The organism is Nocardia sp. NPDC004415, from assembly GCF_053602435.1.
In genome coordinates this window covers 13,911-33,108 of sequence record NZ_JBSGDP010000024.1, presented here as the reverse complement: position 1 = coordinate 33,108, position 19,198 = coordinate 13,911, and the positions used below count along the sequence as shown (strand labels likewise).

The 19,198-nt window shown below is 69.9% G+C and carries 19 protein-coding genes; 6 read left to right on the top strand and 13 right to left on the bottom strand.

Going from position 1 to position 19,198, the window contains the following annotated elements; genetic code table 11:
- The first annotated feature begins 69 nt into the window (after positions 1 to 69).
- Positions 70 to 486: a pyridoxamine 5'-phosphate oxidase family protein gene (locus ACWEMY_RS14135; RefSeq protein WP_375933247.1), complete on the top strand. Its 417-nt coding sequence runs from the start codon at positions 70 to 72 to the stop codon at positions 484 to 486.
- On the opposite strand, the gene ACWEMY_RS14130 is transcribed toward ACWEMY_RS14135, so the two are convergent.
- From ACWEMY_RS14130 to zapE, 6 genes are all read right to left on the bottom strand, one after another.
- The gene (locus tag ACWEMY_RS14130; RefSeq protein WP_452390353.1) at positions 476 to 922 is read right to left on the bottom strand and encodes a hypothetical protein; all 447 of its coding nucleotides are present in this window, start codon (positions 920 to 922) and stop codon (positions 476 to 478) included. The genes ACWEMY_RS14135 and ACWEMY_RS14130 overlap by 11 nt on opposite strands.
- Positions 919 to 2,193, bottom strand: a complete 1,275-nt coding sequence (locus ACWEMY_RS14125; RefSeq protein ID WP_452390352.1) for a DUF58 domain-containing protein — start codon at positions 2,191 to 2,193, stop codon at positions 919 to 921. Before ACWEMY_RS14125 ends, ACWEMY_RS14130 begins: the two co-directional genes overlap by 4 nt.
- On the bottom strand, positions 2,190 to 3,152 hold the full coding sequence (locus ACWEMY_RS14120) for an AAA family ATPase (protein ID WP_278260457.1): 963 nt from the start codon (positions 3,150 to 3,152) through the stop codon (positions 2,190 to 2,192). Before ACWEMY_RS14120 ends, ACWEMY_RS14125 begins: the two co-directional genes overlap by 4 nt.
- A gap of 17 nt (positions 3,153 to 3,169) precedes the next feature.
- Positions 3,170 to 3,664: a hypothetical protein gene (locus tag ACWEMY_RS14115; protein ID WP_375933238.1), complete on the bottom strand. Its 495-nt coding sequence runs from the start codon at positions 3,662 to 3,664 to the stop codon at positions 3,170 to 3,172.
- Positions 3,665 to 3,687: 23 nt separating this feature from the next.
- Positions 3,688 to 4,593 carry a DUF4129 domain-containing protein gene (locus ACWEMY_RS14110; protein WP_375933235.1) on the bottom strand — a complete coding sequence of 302 codons (906 nt, stop codon included), beginning with the start codon at positions 4,591 to 4,593 and terminating at the stop codon, positions 3,688 to 3,690.
- A gap of 156 nt (positions 4,594 to 4,749) precedes the next feature.
- Positions 4,750 to 5,721 carry a cell division protein ZapE gene (gene zapE, locus ACWEMY_RS14105; RefSeq protein WP_452390351.1) on the bottom strand — a complete coding sequence of 324 codons (972 nt, stop codon included), beginning with the start codon at positions 5,719 to 5,721 and terminating at the stop codon, positions 4,750 to 4,752.
- 63 nt (positions 5,722 to 5,784) lie between these two features.
- On the opposite strand from zapE, the gene ACWEMY_RS14100 reads away from it, so the two are divergent.
- On the top strand, positions 5,785 to 6,396 hold the full coding sequence (locus ACWEMY_RS14100) for a TetR/AcrR family transcriptional regulator (RefSeq protein WP_452390350.1): 612 nt from the start codon (positions 5,785 to 5,787) through the stop codon (positions 6,394 to 6,396).
- On the opposite strand, the gene ACWEMY_RS14095 is transcribed toward ACWEMY_RS14100, so the two are convergent.
- Positions 6,372 to 6,806, bottom strand: a complete 435-nt coding sequence (locus ACWEMY_RS14095) for an NUDIX hydrolase (protein ID WP_452390349.1) — start codon at positions 6,804 to 6,806, stop codon at positions 6,372 to 6,374. The genes ACWEMY_RS14100 and ACWEMY_RS14095 overlap by 25 nt on opposite strands.
- Before the next feature lie 50 nt (positions 6,807 to 6,856).
- Between ACWEMY_RS14095 and ACWEMY_RS14090 the strand changes: the two genes are divergently transcribed.
- Entirely contained in the window at positions 6,857 to 7,435 is a 579-nt protein-coding gene (locus tag ACWEMY_RS14090; RefSeq protein WP_452390348.1) for a DapH/DapD/GlmU-related protein, read from the top strand.
- A 10-nt stretch (positions 7,436 to 7,445) separates the two neighbouring features.
- Here the strand turns inward: ACWEMY_RS14090 and ACWEMY_RS14085 are convergent, their stop codons facing one another.
- The 6 genes from ACWEMY_RS14085 to ACWEMY_RS14060 all read right to left on the bottom strand — a co-directional run bounded on the left by ACWEMY_RS14085 (position 7,446) and on the right by ACWEMY_RS14060 (position 14,500).
- The gene (locus ACWEMY_RS14085) at positions 7,446 to 8,627 is read right to left on the bottom strand and encodes a lipid-transfer protein (protein WP_375933220.1); all 1,182 of its coding nucleotides are present in this window, start codon (positions 8,625 to 8,627) and stop codon (positions 7,446 to 7,448) included.
- Positions 8,624 to 9,046, bottom strand: a complete 423-nt coding sequence (locus ACWEMY_RS14080; protein WP_452390347.1) for a MaoC family dehydratase — start codon at positions 9,044 to 9,046, stop codon at positions 8,624 to 8,626. The genes ACWEMY_RS14085 and ACWEMY_RS14080 overlap by 4 nt, the downstream gene beginning before the upstream one ends.
- 127 nt (positions 9,047 to 9,173) lie before the next feature.
- Positions 9,174 to 10,145: a bifunctional MaoC family dehydratase N-terminal/OB-fold nucleic acid binding domain-containing protein gene (locus ACWEMY_RS14075; RefSeq protein WP_452390346.1), complete on the bottom strand. Its 972-nt coding sequence runs from the start codon at positions 10,143 to 10,145 to the stop codon at positions 9,174 to 9,176.
- Positions 10,142 to 11,305, bottom strand: a complete 1,164-nt coding sequence (locus tag ACWEMY_RS14070) for an acyl-CoA dehydrogenase family protein (RefSeq protein WP_452390345.1) — start codon at positions 11,303 to 11,305, stop codon at positions 10,142 to 10,144. Before ACWEMY_RS14070 ends, ACWEMY_RS14075 begins: the two co-directional genes overlap by 4 nt.
- On the bottom strand, positions 11,290 to 12,369 hold the full coding sequence (locus ACWEMY_RS14065; RefSeq protein ID WP_452390344.1) for an acyl-CoA dehydrogenase family protein: 1,080 nt from the start codon (positions 12,367 to 12,369) through the stop codon (positions 11,290 to 11,292). Before ACWEMY_RS14065 ends, ACWEMY_RS14070 begins: the two co-directional genes overlap by 16 nt.
- Positions 12,370 to 12,373: 4 nt before the next feature.
- The gene (locus tag ACWEMY_RS14060) at positions 12,374 to 14,500 is read right to left on the bottom strand and encodes an acyl-CoA dehydrogenase family protein (protein WP_452390343.1); all 2,127 of its coding nucleotides are present in this window, start codon (positions 14,498 to 14,500) and stop codon (positions 12,374 to 12,376) included.
- A 155-nt stretch (positions 14,501 to 14,655) separates the two neighbouring features.
- On the opposite strand from ACWEMY_RS14060, the gene kstR reads away from it, so the two are divergent.
- From kstR to ACWEMY_RS14045, 3 genes are all read left to right on the top strand, one after another.
- The gene (kstR, locus tag ACWEMY_RS14055) at positions 14,656 to 15,270 is read left to right on the top strand and encodes a cholesterol catabolism transcriptional regulator KstR (protein WP_278260470.1); all 615 of its coding nucleotides are present in this window, start codon (positions 14,656 to 14,658) and stop codon (positions 15,268 to 15,270) included.
- Positions 15,271 to 15,579: 309 nt separating this feature from the next.
- The gene (gene otsB, locus ACWEMY_RS14050) at positions 15,580 to 18,150 is read left to right on the top strand and encodes a trehalose-phosphatase (protein WP_452390342.1); all 2,571 of its coding nucleotides are present in this window, start codon (positions 15,580 to 15,582) and stop codon (positions 18,148 to 18,150) included.
- 158 nt (positions 18,151 to 18,308) lie between these two features.
- Positions 18,309 to 19,193 (top strand): metal ABC transporter solute-binding protein, Zn/Mn family, encoded by an 885-nt coding sequence (locus ACWEMY_RS14045; protein ID WP_452390341.1) that lies wholly within the window; start codon positions 18,309 to 18,311, stop codon positions 19,191 to 19,193.
- Positions 19,194 to 19,198 lie beyond the last annotated feature (5 nt).

Here is a 19,198-nt window from a genome sequence, read left to right as displayed (position 1 = left end):
CCGTCACCGTCACCGGGGTGCCCGCCGCGGGGCGGGTCGGGTGTCGGTGGGTGGTGCGATCATCCGGAGATGGCACTCACACAGACGGAAAAGCAAGAGTTTCTCGCGCGACCGCATGTGGCCGCGCTGTCGGTCGGGCTCCCCGATCGCGGACCGTTGACCGTTCCCATCTGGTATGCCTACGAGCCCGGTGGACGGCCCTGGATCACCACCCTGCCGGGGTCGACGAAGATGGCGGCGATCACCGCCGCCGGGCGCTTCGGGCTCATGGTCGACACGGTGGAACCCGAGGTGAAGTACGTCTCGGTGGAGGGCCCGGTCGCACGGGTCCAGACCTCCACCCCCGCTCAGGTGGAGGAGATGGCCGCCCGCTATCTGAGCGGCGACGCGCTCACGCAGTACCTGGCGTTCGCGCACGACCAGCTGGGCGAACACGTCACGGTGTGGCTGGAGCCCGAGCACTGGCTGGGCGCGCTCATCGGGTAGCGGACGTCCCGGCGTGCGGTCGTGCGGTGACGCCACCGACGAGCAGGGCGTAGATCAGCACGATGAGAATCGGCGCGGCCAGCGGCGCCCAGACGAGCTGGACCGGCACCAGCGCGGCGGTGGCCGCGGCGATGGTGAACAGGATGGCCCCGCCCACCGAGGGGATGGTGGTCGGCACCACGCCATCGGGGGCGTGCAGCACGGCCGCGTTCAGCAGGTATGTCGTGGCGACCAGGCCGGTGGCGGCCGCCGCGATGACACCGATGTCGGCGAAGGCCAGCACGCCGATCACCACCAGGACCGCGCCGATCGAGGCCGGGCGCCACCACCAGCTCGCGATGACCAGCGCCAGCGCGGCCAGCCCGGCCGGTGGATTGATCAGCGCGACGGCGGCCACGAGCAGCAGGCCGGCGAGCAGGGCGAGGAAACGGGTCATCGGCGCACCCGGACCGTGCGGCGGTGCTGGGGCAGCAGGCGCATGGCCTGGTCGAGCCGGGTCTCCTCCGGCCAGGCGATGATGTCGACACCGATGGTGCCCATGTCGCGATACATCGAGGTGCGCTCGAGCTGCCACATCTTGGCCATGGTCGGGTCGAGTCCCTCCTCGAACGGGGTGCCGCGCAACACGTCCACCGCGACGACGACGTGGCCGCGCTTGCGCAGGTCGATCAGCGCGAGCGCGAACTGGGTGTCGAGCAGGGTGGAGAACGCGACGACGATCGCGCCGATCGGCACCGCGGCGTGCGGGGCCAGGGTGCCGGTGGTGTCGACGTGTTCGTCGCCGACGCCCAGAACGGTGTCGACGATGCGATAGAACTGCCTGCGGCCGATATCGGGCCGCAGCCAGCGCGGCGAATCACCCAGGCACACCACGGCGGTACGGTCACCGGCCTGCAAGGTGGACTGCACGACCTGGGCCGCGCCGCGCACCGACAGTTCCAGCGAGGCGCTGGCCGGGCCGGGTGCCTGCTGGGAGGTGTCGACCAGCACCACCACATCGGCGGAACGGTTGGTGAACCGTTCGGTGACGTAGAGCCTGCCGCGTCGCGCGCTCACCGGCCAGTTCACCGTGCGCAGCTGATCACCCGGCGCGTAGGCGCGAATGTCGGCGTATTCCACGCCGGGACCGTGCTTGCGGGTCAGGTGGGTGCCGATGCGGTCGGGAAGTTCGGTGCGCGGCAAGCGCATCCGCTGCGGGTCGGCGATCGGGTACACGTACAGATTCGCGGCGGGCAACTCGGCGGTGGCGACCGCTAGCCCGGCCGGGCTCAGCGCGGAGACCTTGACCTGCACCGGATACCGGCCCCAGCGCGCGGCCGAGAGCGACAGTTCCAGACCGGCGGGCGCCCCACCGGAGTCGTGGGCTTCCTCCACCTCGAGGTTCAGGCCGTCCAGCGGCAGCGGGGTCATCCGCAGCAGCGCGTGCCCGCTCTCGACGAAAGCCGCCGCGTTGCAGCCGATCACCTCGTTCTCGAAGCAGCGCACGGTGCCGCTGCCGTCGACCTGGATGCGGGTGCGGCCCTGCTGCCAGGGCGCGGTCGCGAGCACGCCGAGCATCGGCGCGGCGAAGACCACGAGTTGCCACTGGCCGCGCAGCACCGCGACGACCAGCGCCGCGGCGGCACAACCCGCCAGGATGAACACCAGCGGCGCGGGCCGCCAGCGCAGGTCGACCTCGACGGTCCTGGATTCGTCGCGGTGCTTCATGTGCTGGTGGCGCGGGGCACCGGTAGCCGGCGCAGCAGCTCGGTGATGACGTCCTCACCCCTGATCCGGCGCACCCACATCTCCGGGCGCAGCGTGATCCGGTGCGCCATCGCGGGCACCGCCAGCGCCTTCACATCCTCGGGGATCACATAGTCGCGCCCGAGCAGCAGCGCCCTGGCCCGCGACATCTGCACCAGATCGAGTTCGGCGCGCGGGCTGGCCCCGACCTCCACCTGCGGATGACTGCGGGTGGCCGAGGCCAGCGCGACCACATAGTTCACGACATCGGGATGCACGGTGACGAACTCGACCGACTGACGCATCTCCATCAGCCCGTGCGCGTCGACCACCTGGCCCACCTGCGGTGGGGTGGAACCGCGTTCGAGCCTGCGCCGGATCATCTGGGTCTCGTCCTGCTCGGACAGGTACCCCAGCCGCAGCTGGATGGCGAAGCGGTCGAGCTGGGCCTCGGGCAGCGGGTAGGTGCCCTCGTACTCGATCGGGTTGTCGGTGGCCAGCACGATGAACGGCTGTGGCAACAGGAAGGTCTCGCCGTCGATGCTGACCTGGCCCTCGGCCATGGCCTCGAGCAGCGCGGCCTGGGTCTTGGGCGGGGTGCGGTTGATCTCGTCGGCGAGCAGGACATTGGTGAAGACCGGACCGCGACGGAAGTTGAATCGGCCCGAGGACATGTCGTAGATCGTCGAACCGAGCAGGTCGGCGGGCAGTAAATCGGGCGTGAACTGCACGCGGGTGAAATCCAGGCCGAGCGCGGCCGCGAAGGACCGCGCGATCAGCGTCTTGCCCAGACCTGGCAGGTCCTCGATGAGGATGTGTCCTCCGGACAGCACGGCGATCATGATGAGCTGCATCTCATCTCGCTTGCCGACCACGACTCGGCCCAGCTCACGCAGTACGGCGTCGGAGCGCTGGACGGTCACGTTCAACGGCATTGTCATCGGTGGCCTCTAACCCCTCACATCGTCTGCAATCGGCGCAGGATCTCGTCCAGCGCCTCCCTACCCGGTGCGCGACCGGTCTGGTCGCGCAATGCCGAGTTCGCCGGATCGACCCAGCGCCACAGTTCAGGACCGAACTGCAGCTGACCGGCGGCTTCGGTGGCTCTGCGGTTCTTGGCGACACGCAGGCCGGTGGACAGTTCGAACTCCTTGGCCAGCAGGGGGCGCAGGTGGCGGTCCCAGTCGGCGCGGGTGCCGTCGGCGCGGGCGGTGAGCATCTCCGCGCGCGCGTGCCAACGGCCCAGCATCTCGGCCGGGCCGTTGTCGATGTACTCGGTCAGCGGTTCCTCGCGCACCACGCGATGTCGCAGCGACCAGACCAGCATGCCCAGCGCGACGGCCACCGGCAGGGCCACGGCCAGCAGCACGAAGTCGCGTTCCAGTCGCACGAGCGCGATCTCGATCACCACCACGGCCACCACGGCGGTGGCGATCACCGAAGAACGCCCCATCCCCTGACTTCCCTGCTCGAGCGTCATGCCGGCACCAGCCTTCGCTGTAGATCGGTGAGCACGATGCGCAGCAGCTGCTCGGCGCGCATGCGCTGCCATTCGAGCATCGAGTGCGGGCTGAAGCGCGCCTCCTCGAACAGGGCGACCAGCTCGCGGGCCGAAGCGTCGTGCAGCACACCGCTTTCGAAGGCGCGGGCGAGCACTTCCATCGGGGTGTCGGAGGCTTTCGGCCGGGCGGCGAGGTCGCTGGACAGGCCGCGTTCCATCGCCACGTAACAGGCGATGATGGCGGTGCGCGGGTCCTGACCGGGCGCGTTCATCGCGGCCAGGCCCATCTCGGCGGCGCGGGTGAGCGAATCCACCTCGCTGGGCGTGGGTTCGGGCGCGGCGGCGGTGGGCGGCGGGATCTCCCGGCGCGCGGCCACCGCGACGACCACCAGACCGACCAGCGCGACCCCGATCAGCACCACGGCCAGCACGATCGCGATCAGCATCGCGGTGCCGGTGAGGTCGTGGGCGCCGGTGGTCGGGTCGGGCGCGGGCGCGTCGGTGGGGGTGGGAACCGGGCCGGAACCCTCGGGCAGGGTCTCGGAGGCGGGCCGCATCGGGCGTGCGCCCGGCAGCAGGAACAGCGCGGTGACGCCCCCGGCGAACACCAGCGCCACCACCGCGATGGCGATCGGCGCGAGCACCGCCATCCGGCGCCACCGGAAGCGGGGCAGGGCCTCGCGTTCGTGTTGCGGCATGGCCAGCGGCAGACGATGCTGACTGGCGATCACCCCGGCGACCAGGATGACGATGGACACCAGCAACAGCACCGGCATCACCGCGACCAGCAGCGGATTCGGCGGGCCGGACGTGCTGTCGCCGCCCGCCTCCGGCAGATAGCCCTGTAGTGCGATGGTCGCGCCGGCTACCAGTGCGATCACGACGATCGCCCGCGGTATGGGCTGATTCACCCCGATCACAGCTGTACCACCAAACCCCAGTGCCTGCACAAAACAGCCACATAGTTACATGCCGAGTGGTTCGCTCGGGAGGAAATCGGTTCTTTTGGATTACCTCCCCTTTATTGTCCTCCCGCACTAGGGCGTTTGGTGAGCGGAACAAACGACCCTCGGCAACTGCCCGAGCCTGCTCGCCGTGCGCGCGAGCTCCGTGACACCGGGTACACCCGATGTCAATTCGTCCGCTGGTTCAGCGGCGTGCACGGTGCACGGGATATCGGCGTCGTAGAGCACGTCGACGAGGTTCACCAGCCGCATGGCCCAGTCCGCGGGGACCTCCCGCAGCGGGGGGACCGCGCACAGTGTCCACCGCCGGAAGCACCTGGTCAGGGCGAGATAGTCGGCAGCGCCGGTCGGGACGCCGCACAGCTGCGTGAATCCGAAGGTCACCGCGTCGCCGTCGACGGCCCGCGCGCGGACCGTGCGGCCGTTCCCCAGCTCGATGACGACACCGTCCGCTCCACGGTCGACGAACTCCGTGTCGAGGACATAGGCGCCCGCTACGAATCCGGTGTCGCCGTGGCCGCCGAGAGTGCGGTAGTCGAGCGGGCCGTCGAGGGTGACGACGTCGAGATTGTCGAGGATGCGCGCGATGGTGGGCACGAACCGGTCGTGGAACAGCGGATTGGGCAGCAGCTCGCCGGGCGCGTAGTTCGAGGTGACCACCAGGGTGCGGCACTGGGCGAACAGGGTGTCGAGCAGTCGCGTGACCAGCATGGCGTCGCCGATGTCGTTGACGTGGAACTCGTCGAAGCACACCAGATCCGCGTCGGCCAGCAGGGCCGCGACGGCGCGTTCGATCGACCCGAGTTCGTGGTTGGCCGCGTGCAGGGCGGCGAAGAAGCTGTGGAAGTGGAAGCGGCGGGTGCGCTCGGAGCGCACGCCGGCGAGGAAGCGGTCCATCATCATCGTCTTGCCACGCCCCGGCCTGCCGTGCAGGTAGAGGCCCCGATGCCGCTTGCGCGGCCTGCCGTGGCGGTCGAGCAGGGCGGCGAGCGCGTCGCCCACCGCCACCTGGGCCGGATCGAGAATCACCGTGTCGGTACCCATTGCCACCTCCTGGTCCTCTACAGTTGTAGAGGACCAGCCGACGGCCGACCAGCGAAGGTGACGATGTCCACAGACCGGCGCAGCCAGATCGTGCGCGGCGCGATCGATCTCATCGCCACGCGCGGTATCCGCGCCCTCACCCACCGCGCCGTCGATACCCACCTCGAGCTGCCGCCCGGCTCGACCTCGTACTACTTCCGCACCAGGAACGCCCTGATCGAAGCGGTCGCCGACGGCATCACCGCCCGCTCCCGCACCGATTTCGCGGCGGCGCGCGCGCTGTCGGCACTGCCGGGCGAGGCCGCGATCGGCGATCCGGTGCAGGTCGCGCGCGATATCGCCGCCTGGCTGACCGAGCTGCTCACCGACCGCCGCAACGATCTCGTGGCCCGGCACGCGCTGCTCATCGAGGTGCGCTCCGACCCCGGCCTGCACGCGCGCCTGGCGGGCAGCCTGTTCTCCCTCGACCGCGCGACCGAGCTGTTCACCGCGCTGGGCGCCCCCCACCCCGCCCGCGCGGCGGGAGACTTCCTGGCCCTGCTCGAGGGGCTGGTCTTCGACCGCTTCGCGGGCCTGCGCGCGGACCGCCCGGTCACCGTCGCCGAGCTGACCGGTCCAGTCTCACAGTTTCTGACAACCGCGAATAGTGACTATTCCCAACCATATTCCGAATAGGGTTCGGCGGAATCGAGCGCGGCAATTCCGAGAGCCGAATATTCGATCAGATCGGCCGGAAGATCGTGCAGCGTAAACCACTGCAGCGCATAGCATTTTTCGGGTTCCCGATTGAAAGGCTCGCCCTGCCAGCGTTCGGTCCGGAAGAACAGCCCGAGCCGCGAATCCCGGCCCGGCGCGGTGACATGGGCGACATGCACCAGCCGCAGATCGGCGGGATCGATCGCCACCCCCACCTCCTCGGCCGCCTCGCGCGCCGCCCCCACCCGCGCGGACTCCCCCGCCTCCAGCTTGCCCGAGGGCAGATGCCAGCGATTGTCGTACTTGTCGCCGCTACGACGCAGGCTCAACAGAATCCGATCCCCCCGGATCAGCAGGAGATGGGCATCGACGACATGGCGTGTGATCACCCCACCGAGCCTACGAACCCGCCGAGCGCGCGGTAGGCGAGAATCGCTCGATGGCAAGCGATCCCCTCATGCTGATCCACGATCCCGAACGTCTCGCCCAGGGTGAACGGGTGCTCGGCGCCGAGTTCTCCGCGATGCACCAGCGCGTTCTGGCGGTCACCGCGCTCACCGCCCGTCTCAATGCCACGCCCTTCGACGACGAACCGGCCAAGGCCGCGCTGTTCGAGCAGATCCTGGGCCGCCCGCTCCCGGCGGGCGTCACCATCTACCCGCCCTTCTACACCGACCACGGCCTCAACCTGGACCTGGCCGAGCGGGTGTTCGTCAACCAGGGCTGCACGTTCCTCGACTATGCGGGCATCCGGCTCGGGCGCGGCGTGATGATCGGTCCCAAGGCCACCTTCATCACCATGGGCCATCCCGTGGACCCCGAAGAACGCCGCCGCGTCCTCACCGGCGCCCCGATCGATGTCGCCGAGAATGTCTGGATCGGCGCGGGCGCCACCATCCTGCCCGGCGTCAGTATCGGGCGCGATGCCGTGATCGCCGCGGGTGCCGTCGTGGCCGACGACGTGCCCGCGGCGAGTCTGGTGACCGGGCCCAAGGCCGCGGTCAACCGCACCTGGTAGCCGGCCACGCCTATGCGGTGAGGACCAGGCCGGAGGTGGGGACGCCGGTGCCCGCGGTGACGAGGATGCGCTCTAGGGCGTCGACCTGGTTGACCGAGGTGCCGCGGATCTGGCGGACCGCCTCGGCGATTCCGTTCATGCCGTGGATGTAGGCCTCGCCGAGCTGGCCGCCGTGGGTGTTGAGCGGGAGGCGGCCGCCGAGTTCGATGGCGCCGTCGGCGATGAAGTCCTTGGCCTCGCCACGAGCACAGAAACCCAGTTCCTCGAGCTGCATGAGGACGAAGGGGGTGAAGTGGTCGTAGAGGATGGCCGCTTGCATGTCGGCGGCGGTCAAGCCGCTCTGGGCCCATAGCTGGTCACCGACCAGGCCCATTTCCGGCAGGCCGGTCATGGCGTCGCGGTAGTAGCTGGTCATCACGTACTGGTCGGCGCCGCTGCCCTGCGCGGCGGCGGCGATGATCGCCGGACGCTGCGGAAGATCCTTGGCGCGTTCGGCGCTGGTGACCACGATGGCCACGCCGCCGTCGGATTCCTGGCAGCAGTCCAGCAGGTGCAGCGGTTCGGCGATCCAGCGCGATTGCTGGTGCTGTTCCAGGGTGATCGGCTTGCCGTGGAAGAAGGCGTTCGGGTTCACCGCGGCGTGCTTGCGGTCGGCCACCGCCACGGCGCCGAAGTCGGCACTGGTCGCCCCGGTGACGTGCATGTACCGGCGCGCGACCATGGCCACCTGCGCGGCCGGAGTGCCGAGACCCTGCGGATAGGCCCAGCCCGCGTCGATGCCCGACGAGGTGGGCGCGGCGGCCAGCGCGGGCGAGAACTGCCCGAACCGGGCCCCGGAGCGCTCGTTGAACGCGCGGTAGGCCACCACCACATCGGCCACCCCGGTGGCCACCGCCATCGCCGCCTGCTGCACGGTGGCGCAGGCCGCGCCACCGCCGTAGCCGATGTGGCTGAAGAACTTCAGGCTCGGGATACCGACGGCCCTGGCCACGGCGGCCTGGGTGTTGGTGTCCATGGTGAAGGTGGTCAGGCCGTCGACATCGGCGGGGGTGAGTCCGGCGTCGGCGAGGGCGGCGCTGACGGCCTCCGCGGCCAGGCGCAGCTCACTGCGGCCGGAGTCCTTGGAGAAGTCGGTGGCCCCGATCCCCACGATCGCCGCATGTCCGGACAGTCCCGGCGTGGTACCACTCATTTCGCCTCCAGTGCGGGAATGTCGATGACGGCGGTGGCGGTGATGTGCTCACCGAGGCTGTCGCGGCCCCGCACGTCGAGGGTGATCCGGGTGCCGTCGATCTCGGTGACAGTGCCCGAAAGGGTCAGCGTGTCACCGGAATACAGCGGCACCCCCAACCGCAGCGCGATCGACTTCACCAGCGCGGCCTGCCCCGCCCAGTCGGTGACGAAGCGCTGCACCAGGCCGGTGTCGGTGAGGATGTTGACGAAGATGTCACTGGACCCACGCTCGACCGCCTTGTCACGGTCGTGGTGCACGTCCTGGAAGTCCCTGGTGGCCAGGGCGGTGCTGATCACGAAGGTGGGATCGGCGTGGATCACCAGCTCCGGTAACGAGGTACCCACCGCCAGGGCGGTGAGATCGACGGTGGAGGTCATCGTGGCGTCCTTTCCGGACGGCGGCGCGCTGCGCGCGAGACGGCGCGGCGAGCTACGGGCAGGCTGGTCGATCGCGTGGGCGGCCCCGCACAGCGGTGGCGGGCGGATAGCGGGCCGGCGTCCGCGCTCATCCGGCTGCCCGCCAGTACGGGAGCACCGTGCCGTCGGGCAGCCGCTCGAAGGCCGCCCGCACCGGTGTCCCGATGGTCACCTCGGCGGGATCGATGCCGCGCAGCTCACCGAGCATGCGCACGCCCTCGTCGAGTTCGACCAGCGCCACCACGAACGGCAGGTCGCGGCCGGGCACCTTGGGCGCGTGGTGCACGACGAAGCTGAACACCTCACCGGTGCCCGCGGCGACGACGTAGTCGGTGGTCTCGGCCTTGTCCTGCCACAGCGCGGGCACCGGCGGATGACGCAGCGAGCCGTCGGGCAGACGCTGGATGCGCAGCTCACCGAGTTCGGTACCGGCCCAGAAGAATTCGGTGTCCCTGGAGATCACCGGACCCACCCGGCCCTCGGCGGCGAGCGGGATGTCGCCGGTCGCGGGCGCGTCCTTGGCGGCGGGCGCGAATTTCAGGATGCGGAACAGCATCTCGGTGACCACTTCGTCACCGACCGACCAGGTGGTGGTGAAGGTGAGGAACCAGCCGTCGCCGAGCCCGGTCCGCTTGGGGCCCTTGAACTCCGAGAGCCTGCTGGTGACGGTCACCTCCTCGCCGGGGCGCAGATAGCGGTGGTAGGTCTGCTCGCAGTTGGTGCCGACCACCGAGGTGTAGCCCGCGTCGTCGAGCAGCTGGGTGGCCAGGCCGAGCGGGTCGTCGGCGGTGCGCACGCCGTGCAGGCCGTTCATCGTCCACACCTGCGCCATGGCGGGCGGGGCGACGATGCCGGGGTGACCGGCAGCCTTGGCCGCGGCCTCGTCGACGTAGATCGGGTTGGTGTCGCCGATCGCCTCGACCCAGTTGTTGATCATCGGCTGGTTCACCGGATCGCGGCCGGCGCGCGGCGCGGATTCCCCCGCGGCGGCCAGCTCGGCCAGCGCCTCGGGGATGTCTTCGGGGGCGATGCTGTCCGGCACGCGCGGCTCCTTGCTCATCGGGGAACGCGCGGCAGTTCCAGGCCGGCCGAGGCCACCAGTTCGCGCATGATCTCGTTGACGCCGCCGCCGAAGGTGACGACGAGGTTCTGCTTGGTCCGCCGGTCCAGCCAGTCCAGCAGCTCGGCGGTGCCCGGCTCGGCCGGGTCGCCGTAGCGGCCAACGATCTCCTCGACGATCCGGCCCGCGTCCTGCAGCGCCTCGGTGGAGAAGATCTTGGTGGCCGAGGCGTCGGCGATCACGGTGTTCTGCGCGGCGGCCGGGTCGGCGGCGGCGACCTGCCAGTTCAGTAATTCATTGAGCCGCACCATGGTCCGCACGCGACCCAGCGCGCGCCGGACCTCCGGTTCGCCGAGCAGATCGTGTTCGGCCGACCAGTCCTCGAGCCGGTCGTAGAGCTGCTCGATCTTGCCCGAGGGGCCCAGGCTCACGCGCTCGTGATTGAGCTGGGTGGTGATCAGCCGCCAGCCGCGGTTCTCCTCGCCGACCAGCATCTGCGCCGGAACCCGCACATCGTCGAAGTAGGTGGCGTTGGTGTGGTGGGCGCCGTCGCAGGTGATGATCGGTGTCCAGGAGTAGCCGGGCTGCTTCGTGTCGACGATGAGGATCGTGATGCCGCGGTGGCGCGATTCGACGGTGCCGGTGCGGCAGGCCAGCCAGACGTAGTCGGCCTCGTGCGCGCCGGTGGTGAAGATCTTCTGCCCGTTGACGATCCAGTCGCCGTCGCCGTCGCGCACCGCGGTGGTGCGCAGCGCGGCCAGGTCGGTGCCCGCCTCCGGTTCGGAGTAGCCGATGGCGAAATGGATGTCACCGGAGAGGATTCCGGGCAGGAACTTGCGCTTCTGTTCGTCGGTGCCGTATTTCTGCAGCGTCGGACCGACGGTCAGCAGGGTCACCAGGGGCAGCGGCACATCGGCACGCACAGCCTCGTTGAAGAAGATCTGCTGTTCCATCGGGCCGAAACCCTGGCCGCCGAACTCCTTCGGCCAGCCCACACCGAGCCAGCCGTCGCGGCCCATCCGGCGCACCACCTCGCGGTAGGCGTCGCCGTGCCGGTTGATCGCCATCTCGGCGTGTTCGGCCGGGGTGACCAGATCGGCGAAATAGGAACGCAATTCTTCGCGCAACCGCCGCTGTTCGGCGGTCAGATCGATGAACATCTTGCTCCCAGAAGGTCGAGGCGCAGCCCCGCACCGCCGAGCAGACGGGCGAGATCCTTGGCCTGTGAGTAGTACCGGTGCATCGGGTGGGTGATATCCACACCGAGCCCACCGTGGAGGTGATGACATTTCTGCATAGCGCGCGGGACTTCCGCGGCCGCCCAATACGCCAGCACATCGAGGTCCTCGTCGATGCGCTGACGCCGCTCGGGCGACGAATCATCCTGTGCCAGCGCCCAGCACGCCGATTCGGCCGCCACGTGCAGGGTGCGCGAGACGACGTAGAGATCGGCGATCTGCTGGGCGACCGCCTGGAACTCGGCCAGCGGCCTGCCGAACTGCTCGCGGGTGCGCACATGTTCGGCGGTGAGCGTGAGCGCGCCCTTGAGCAGGCCGTCCGCGACGGCACCGATGGTCGCCAGGGCGTGGCGGTGCAGGGTGGGCAGCGCGTCGGGCAGCAGCTGGTCGGCGGGGATCTCGACCTCGTCGAGCACCAGCGTCGCCTCCGGGATACCGGCCGACCCGGCGACCGGGATGATCTCCAGTCCCGGCGCCACCGAATCCACCAGCGCCACACCGAGATCGGTGGGTACCAGAATCCAGCGGGCCTGTTCGGCATAGATCACCCCGACCTTGCGGCCGGTGATCCGCACGGTGTCGTCGGTGCGCACGGCCTTGGTGGTCGGCGCGGTGGTGAACGGCGCGCCCGCCTCATTGAGCGCGGCGGTCAGCACGGTGCCCTTGCCGACCTCGGCGAGCACGCGTTCGGCCACCTCGTCGGACAGCTGCGACACCAGCGGCAGCACACCGAACCCGAAGGTCGGCAGCGCGGGCACCGCGACGGCGTCGGTGGCCAGCTCCATGAGCAGCGCCGACACCTCCAGCAGGCCCATGCCGTCGCCACCGAAACGCTCGGGCACGGGGACCGCGAGCAGGCCGGAGTCGATCAGGCTGGGCCACAATTCCATATCGCGCGCCTGCTCACGTTCGAGCAGGCTCACGACCACCTCGGCTACTGCGTCGGCGCTTTCGTCGCGGGTGAAGTCCACGGCGTCCTCCCTCATCGAGCTAACTGTCCGCATCGCGCGGCAGGCCGAGAATCCGTTCGGCGGCCACGGTCAGCAGAATCTGCTCGGTCCCGCCGGCGATCGAGAGACAGCGTGTGAGCAAGAATTCTTTCAGAGCGTCACTGTCCAGGGAACCTTCTTCGCCGGAAAGTTCGAGCGCGTACTCGGCCAGATCCTGCCGATGCCGGACGCCGACGAGCTTGCGGACGCTGGCTTGCGCGCCCGCGTCGACACCGGCCATCGTCGCCACCGCGATCCGTTGCTCCAGCAACGAACCCGCGACCGACGAGGTGATCAGGGCCCCGAAACGGTCCTCGCGCAGTTCTGTTCCCCAGCCGCCGGCCGGGAAACGGTCGAGCAGCGCCTCGAGCGCACCGCCGATTCCGCCGCCGCCCATGGCGACCCGTTCGGCCGACAGCGTGGTGCGCGCGATCTTCCAGCCGTTGTTCAAGTCACCGACCAGGCAGTCGTCGGGCACGAACACGTCGTCGAGGAAGACCTCGCTGAAGCGGTCCTCGCCGGTGATCTGCACCAGCGGGCGCACCTGCACGCCGGGCGCGCGCATGTCGACCAGGAAGTAGCTGATGCCGCGATGCTTGGCGGCACCCGGGTCGGTGCGGGCCAGGCAGATTCCCCAGTTGGCCAGCGAGCCCAGCGAGGTCCACACCTTCTGGCCGCGCAACCGCCAGCCGCCGTCGACGCGTTCGGCGGTGGTGCGCAGCGCGGCCAGATCGGAACCGGCGCCGGGTTCGCTGAACAGCTGACACCAGGTGACCTCGCCGTGCAGGGTCGGCCAGACGAAGCGCTCGATCTGCTCGGGGGTGCCGAAGCGCAGCAGAGTGGGTACGGCCCAGCCCGCGACCGCGAGGTCCGGGGTCGCCAGCTCGGCGCGGCGCAGTTGTTCGGCGATCTGCAGGCAGGCCATCGGGTCGGCGCCGCGGCCGTAGGGGGCGGGCCAGTGCGGCATGACCAGGCCCGCCTCGACCAGGGCGCGCGGCTGTTCGGCGGCGTCCAGGGCGGCGATGGCGGCGATCTCGGCGGCCAGCGCGGAATCGCCGGTGTCGTCACCGAGCACCCGCTCGGCGCCGGTGGTGCGGCGCTGACCGGCGCGCGTGAGCTCGGTGACGCGGGCCCGCCAGCGCGCGGAGCCGCCGAGCAGCTGGCGCAGGGCGGCGGCCCGGCGCAGGTAGAAGTGCGCGTCGTGTTCCCAGGTGAAGCCGATGCCGCCGAGTACCTGGATGGCGTCCTTGGCGGTGTCGACCGCGGCGTCGAGGGCGGCCGCGGCGGCCACGGCGGCGGCGATCGGCAGTTCGGCACCGCCCTCGTCGATCGCGGCGGCCGCGTCGGCGGCGACGGCGCGGATCAGCTCGGTGCGGCACAGCATCCAGGCGCAGATGTGCTTGATCGCCTGGAAGCTGCCGATCGGCTTGCCGAATTGCTCACGGACACGGGCATATTCGACCGCGGTGCGCAGGCACCAGCCCGCGACACCGGCCAGCTCGGCCACCGCGAGGGTGACGAACAGGTCGGTGACATCGGCCTCGGGCGCGAAGCCACGCTCGGCGGGGACGGCCACCTCGGTGGCGGCGACCCGGGCCAGCGGCACGCTGTGGTCGCCGTGGATCAGCGGGATGACGCTCACCGCCTCGGGGGCGATCAGCAGCCAGCGGGTGCCGTCGACGGTGTTGGCGGGCACCAGGATCTGGGTCTCGGTGTCGGCGCCGTAGACGAAATCCCATGCGCCGGTGACGATCCAGCCGTCTTCGTCGGTGCCGGACGCCTTGGCGGCCTGTTCGTCGGCGGGCACCGCGACCGCGCACGGGGTGCCCTCGACCAGGGCACCACCGGTGATGAGCCCGGCCAGCGCGGTGGCCAGCACCGGGCCGCCGACCAGGTCGGCGCCGGTCTGCTCCAGCATCACGGCCAGGTCGGCGACCGTGCCGCCGAGACCGCCATTGTCCTCGTCGAGGGCGACCGCGAACAGCCCGAACTCGCTCAGCGCGGGCCAGTACCCGCGCCAGGCGCCCGTGCCGCCGGCCCGCATTGTTGCAATCGGCGGATGCGAACTCGCCCAGCCCCGCAGCGACTCGGCGGCGGCTTTCTGCTCGTCAGTGGTGGCGATGGTCACAAGAAAATCCGCCCTTCCGGCGTGGTTCCCACTCCTAGAACATGTTCTAATATCTGAGCCGGGTATAAGTCAAGACACCTACACTCGGCGATGTTCCAGCGCACAGCGGCGTGCGGCACCACGACGAGAATGCACTCAGCGAAAGGGTTTCCACGATGGACAGTCCCGCCCCCACGCCCACCGTGACGACACTGTCCGAGGACGAGCTGAGTTCCAACGCGCAGCGTGAGCGCCGCAAGCGCATCCTCGACGCCACCCTGGCGCTGGCCTCCAAGGGCGGCTACGACGCCGTGCAGATGCGCGCGGTCGCCGAGCGCGCCGATGTGGCCGTCGGCACCCTGTACCGCTACTTCCCGTCCAAGGTCCACCTGCTCGTTTCCGCCCTGGCCAGGGAGTTCGAGCAGTTCGAGGGCAAGCGCAGGCCCCTACCCGGGGACGGCCCGTCCGAGCGCATGCACGGCCTGCTCACCCAGATCACCCGGATGATGCAGCGCGACCCGCTGCTCACCGAGGCCATGACCCGCGCGTTCATGTTCGCCGACGCTTCCGCCGCCGCCGAGGTGGACCGGGTCGGCAAGGTGATGGACCGCGTCTTCGCCCGCGCGATGAGCGACGGCGAGCCCGACGACCGCCAGCTCGCCATCGCCCGCGTCATCTCGGATGTGTGGCTGTCGAACCTGGTGGCCTGGCTCACCCGGCGGGCCTCGGCGACCGATGTCACAGAACGGCTCGAGCTCACCGTCGACCTGTTGCTGGGTGATCGCGGGTAACGCCGCAAGACCGTCACAAATCGTCCACACCTGTTGACAGGGTCGGCTGTGCCGTTTCCAGTAGGAAGATGCATAGCCGACCCCGCATATGCAAAACATCGCATCTACCGGGCGAACGCGCCTCGCCGCAGGTGACGCGCGCGCACTGATCCCGGCCGTGCCGACCCCGGCGGGCGGTGCCGATCCGGATTTGCGGCGTGGTCGCGAGCGAGCGCCCGCACAACCCGCCGCGCCGCCCGCGCGCCAGAATTGACCCAGTATTGTTCTCGGCGACCCCTGATCAACTCCCCCGATCACTAGGTTGGATGCGTGAGCGCACAGGATCTGCCCTTGGATGTCCGCCGTGCACTGGCGTCGGTTGCACGCGTGCCACGGCTCTTGGTTGCTTCGGACTACGACGGGACAATCGCCCCGATCGTGTCCGACCCGGCGAAGGCCTTCCCGCATCGGGAATCGGTGAGCGCGCTACGCGCCCTGGCGGGGCTGCCCAACACCACCGCCGCGGTGATCTCCGGCCGAGCCCTACGTGACCTGGCGGCGCTGTCGCGCCTGCCGGTCGAGGTGCAGCTGATCGGCAGCCACGGCTCGGAGTTCGACGTGGGCTTCGTGCACGCCATCGACAACGACGCGCGCCAGCTGCTGGCCGAGATCCAGTCGGCCTTCGCCAAGATCGCCGCGGAGAACCCCGGCGTGACGGTGGAGACCAAACCCGCCAGCGCCGCCCTGCACGTGCGCAATGCCAGCCCCGAGATCGGCAGGCGCGCACTGACTTCGGTGCGTCAGGGCCCGGCCTGCTGGGTGGGCGTGCAGGTCACCGAGGGCAAGGCGGTGATCGAACTCGCCGTGGTCCCGACCGACAAGGGCACGGCGCTGGACACCATCCGGCATCAGGAAAGCGCCTCGGCCGCGGTGTTCTTCGGTGACGACGTCACCGACGAGAAGGCTTTCCGGGTGCTGTCGGGTCCCGATGTGGGCATCAAGGTCGGCGAGGGCGAGAGCCTGGCCAAGCTGCGGGTGGACTCCACCGAGGCCGTCGCGCGGGCCCTGGCCTTCCTGGTCGAGGAGCGCCGCACCTGGCTGGCCGGGGCCAGCGCCCCGCGCATCGAGCGGCTGACCATGCTGGCCAGCCCGCGCTCGGTCGCGCTGCTGACCCCCGACGCCACCGTCACCTGGTTCTGCCACCCCGAGCCGGATTCGGCGGCGGTGTTCGCCCACCTGCTCGGCGGCGCGGCGGCCGGGCACTTCACCATCGAACCCGAACGCGCGGGCCTGCCGCTGTCGCAGCGCTACGTGGACGGCACGATGACCGTCGAAACCCGCTGGGCCAGTTTGCAAGTGGTCGACTACCTGCCGCACGACGTGGCGCCCGACCGCACCGACCTGACGCGCGTGATCAGCGGTGACGCCAAGGCCGTGGTGACCTTCGCGCCGCGTCCGGAATTCGGCCAAGTGCCGGTGCGCATCGAGGCGGTGCCGGGCGGGCTGCGGGTCAGCGGCACCAACGAGCCGATGGTGTTGCGCTCCAACGGAGTTCAGTGGGAGATCGTCTCCGACGGGATCTCCGAATCGGCGCGCGCGGTGGTCGATCCGTCGGGTGCGCCGGTGGTGCTCGAATTGCGCTGCGGGACCGCCGATCTGGCGCCCTCGATGACGCCGGAACCGCAGCGTCGTCAGCTCGCCGAACAGTACTGGTCGCAGTGGGCGGCCGGATTGCAGCTGCCGCCGCTGAAGCCGGATCTGATGAAGCGCTCGGCGCTGACGCTGCGCGGGCTGGTGCACCGTCCGTCGGGTTCGATCCTGGCCGCCGCCACCACCTCGCTGCCCGAGGACATCGGCGGCGTGCGCAACTGGGACTACCGCTACTGCTGGCTGCGCGACGCGTCGCTGACCGCGCAGGCGCTGGTCACCCTGGGTTCGCTCACCGAGGCCGAGGAGTTCCTGGACTGGGTGCACAAGGTGCTGGCCACCCTGCCCGGGCCCGAGCGTCTGCACCCGCTGTACACGATCTACGGCGAGACGCTGCCGCCGGAAGCCGTCATCGACCTGCTGCCCGGCTACGCGGGCTCGCGGCCGGTGCGCGTGGGCAACGCGGCCAATATGCAGGTGCAGCTGGATGTGTTCGGGCCGATCGTCGACCTGATCACCTCCATGGCGCACGAGCGTGAGCGTCAAGGTGCCACCGCCCCGGCCAAGGCGCTGCCGGATGCCGATTGGGAGCTCGTGCACGCCATGGTCTCGGCGGTGCAGCGGCGCTGGACCGAACCCGACCACGGCATCTGGGAGATCCGCGGCAACCCGCGTCACCACGTCTACTCCAAGGTGATGGGCTGGCTGACCATCGACCGCGCGCTCACCCTGGCCGAGCGCTTCGACCGGCGGCCCGACCCGGAGTGGGCGCAGCTGCGCGAGGTCATCGCCGAGGAGGTGAAGGCCAAGGGCTGGAACGAGCAGGTGCAGTCCTACACCGCCGCCTACGACGGCACCGACCTCGACGCCGCCACCCTGCACATCGGCCTGAGCGGCCTGATCGACCCGGCCGACCCGCGCTTCGCGGCCACCGTCGTCGCCACCGAAGCCGAGCTGCGCAGCGGCGCCACGGTCTACCGCTACCACCACGACGACGGGCTCCCCGGCGGCGAGGGCGGCTTCCACCTCTGCGCCGCCTGGCTCGTCGAGGCATACCTCCTCATCGGCCGCCGCTCCGACGCCGAGGCCCTGTTCGCCCAGCTCGTCGCCGCCGCGGGCCCCACCGGCCTGCTCAGCGAGGAGTACGACCCGGTCGCCGAACGCTCCCTGGGCAACCACCCCCAGGCCTACAGCCACCTGGGCCTGCTCCGCTGCGCCCAACTGCTGAGCCAGCCGGCGAACGTGCTCGTCTGACGATCGCCGAAAAGCCGGGTCCGGAAATCCGGGCCCGGCTTTTCGGTGTGGTTAGTGGTGGGTACCGGTGCCTGCTAATCTAAAACGGTAACGATTTCCATTATGATCTGGGGCACAGTGTCGGCGTGCCTGGATATGAGCACGGCCAGGAGTTCCGCGTGAAGAGTCGATTCGCCCGTTTGTGTGCCGGGGTCACGGTGGGGATCGTGGCGGGGGTTGTGCTCAGCGCGTGTGGTTCCGGTGGTGAGGACGACGGGAGCGTGTCGGTCGTGGCGTCCACGAATGTGTGGGGGTCGATCGCGAGTGCGGTGGCGGGGCCGGATGTGCGGGTGACCTCGATCATCAGTGATCCCGCCGCCGATCCGCATTCGTTCGAGACCTCCGCCACCGATACCGCCAAGATCAGAGACGCGGATCTGGTCGTGTTCAACGGTGGGCACTACGACGAGTTCATCGAGAAGGCGATCTCCGGTAAGGACAAGCGGACCGTCGAGGCGTTCGCGCAGCGTCCGGACAAGGGCGACGACAACGAGCACGTCTGGTACGACGTGCGCACCGTCGCCGCGGTCGCCGACAGCATCGCCGCCCAGCTCGGCGAGATCGACGGCGCCAACGCGGCCGGATACACCGAGCGGGCCACCACCTTCAAGAACCAGCTGATCGGCGTCAGCACCATCACCGGGACCATCGCGACCCAGCATCCGAACGCGCCGGTCGCGCAGTCCGAGCCGCTCGCGCACTACCTGCTGGTGGCCGCGACCGCGCAGGACAAGACCCCGCACGAGTTCCAGGAAGCGATCGAGCAGGAGACCGACCCGGCGCCCGCCGCCGTGGCCGCGACCCGCGACCTGATCAGCGGCAAGCAGGTCAAAGCCCTGATCTACAACATTCAGACCCAGGACAAGATCACCCAGGACCTGCGCGCCACCGCCCAGTCCGCGGGCATCCCGGTCGTCGAGGTGACCGAGACGCTGCCCGAGGGTGTCGACTACATCCAGTGGCAGACCGCCAACGCCAAGGCGCTCGCCGCGGCCCTGCGCTGAGGAGT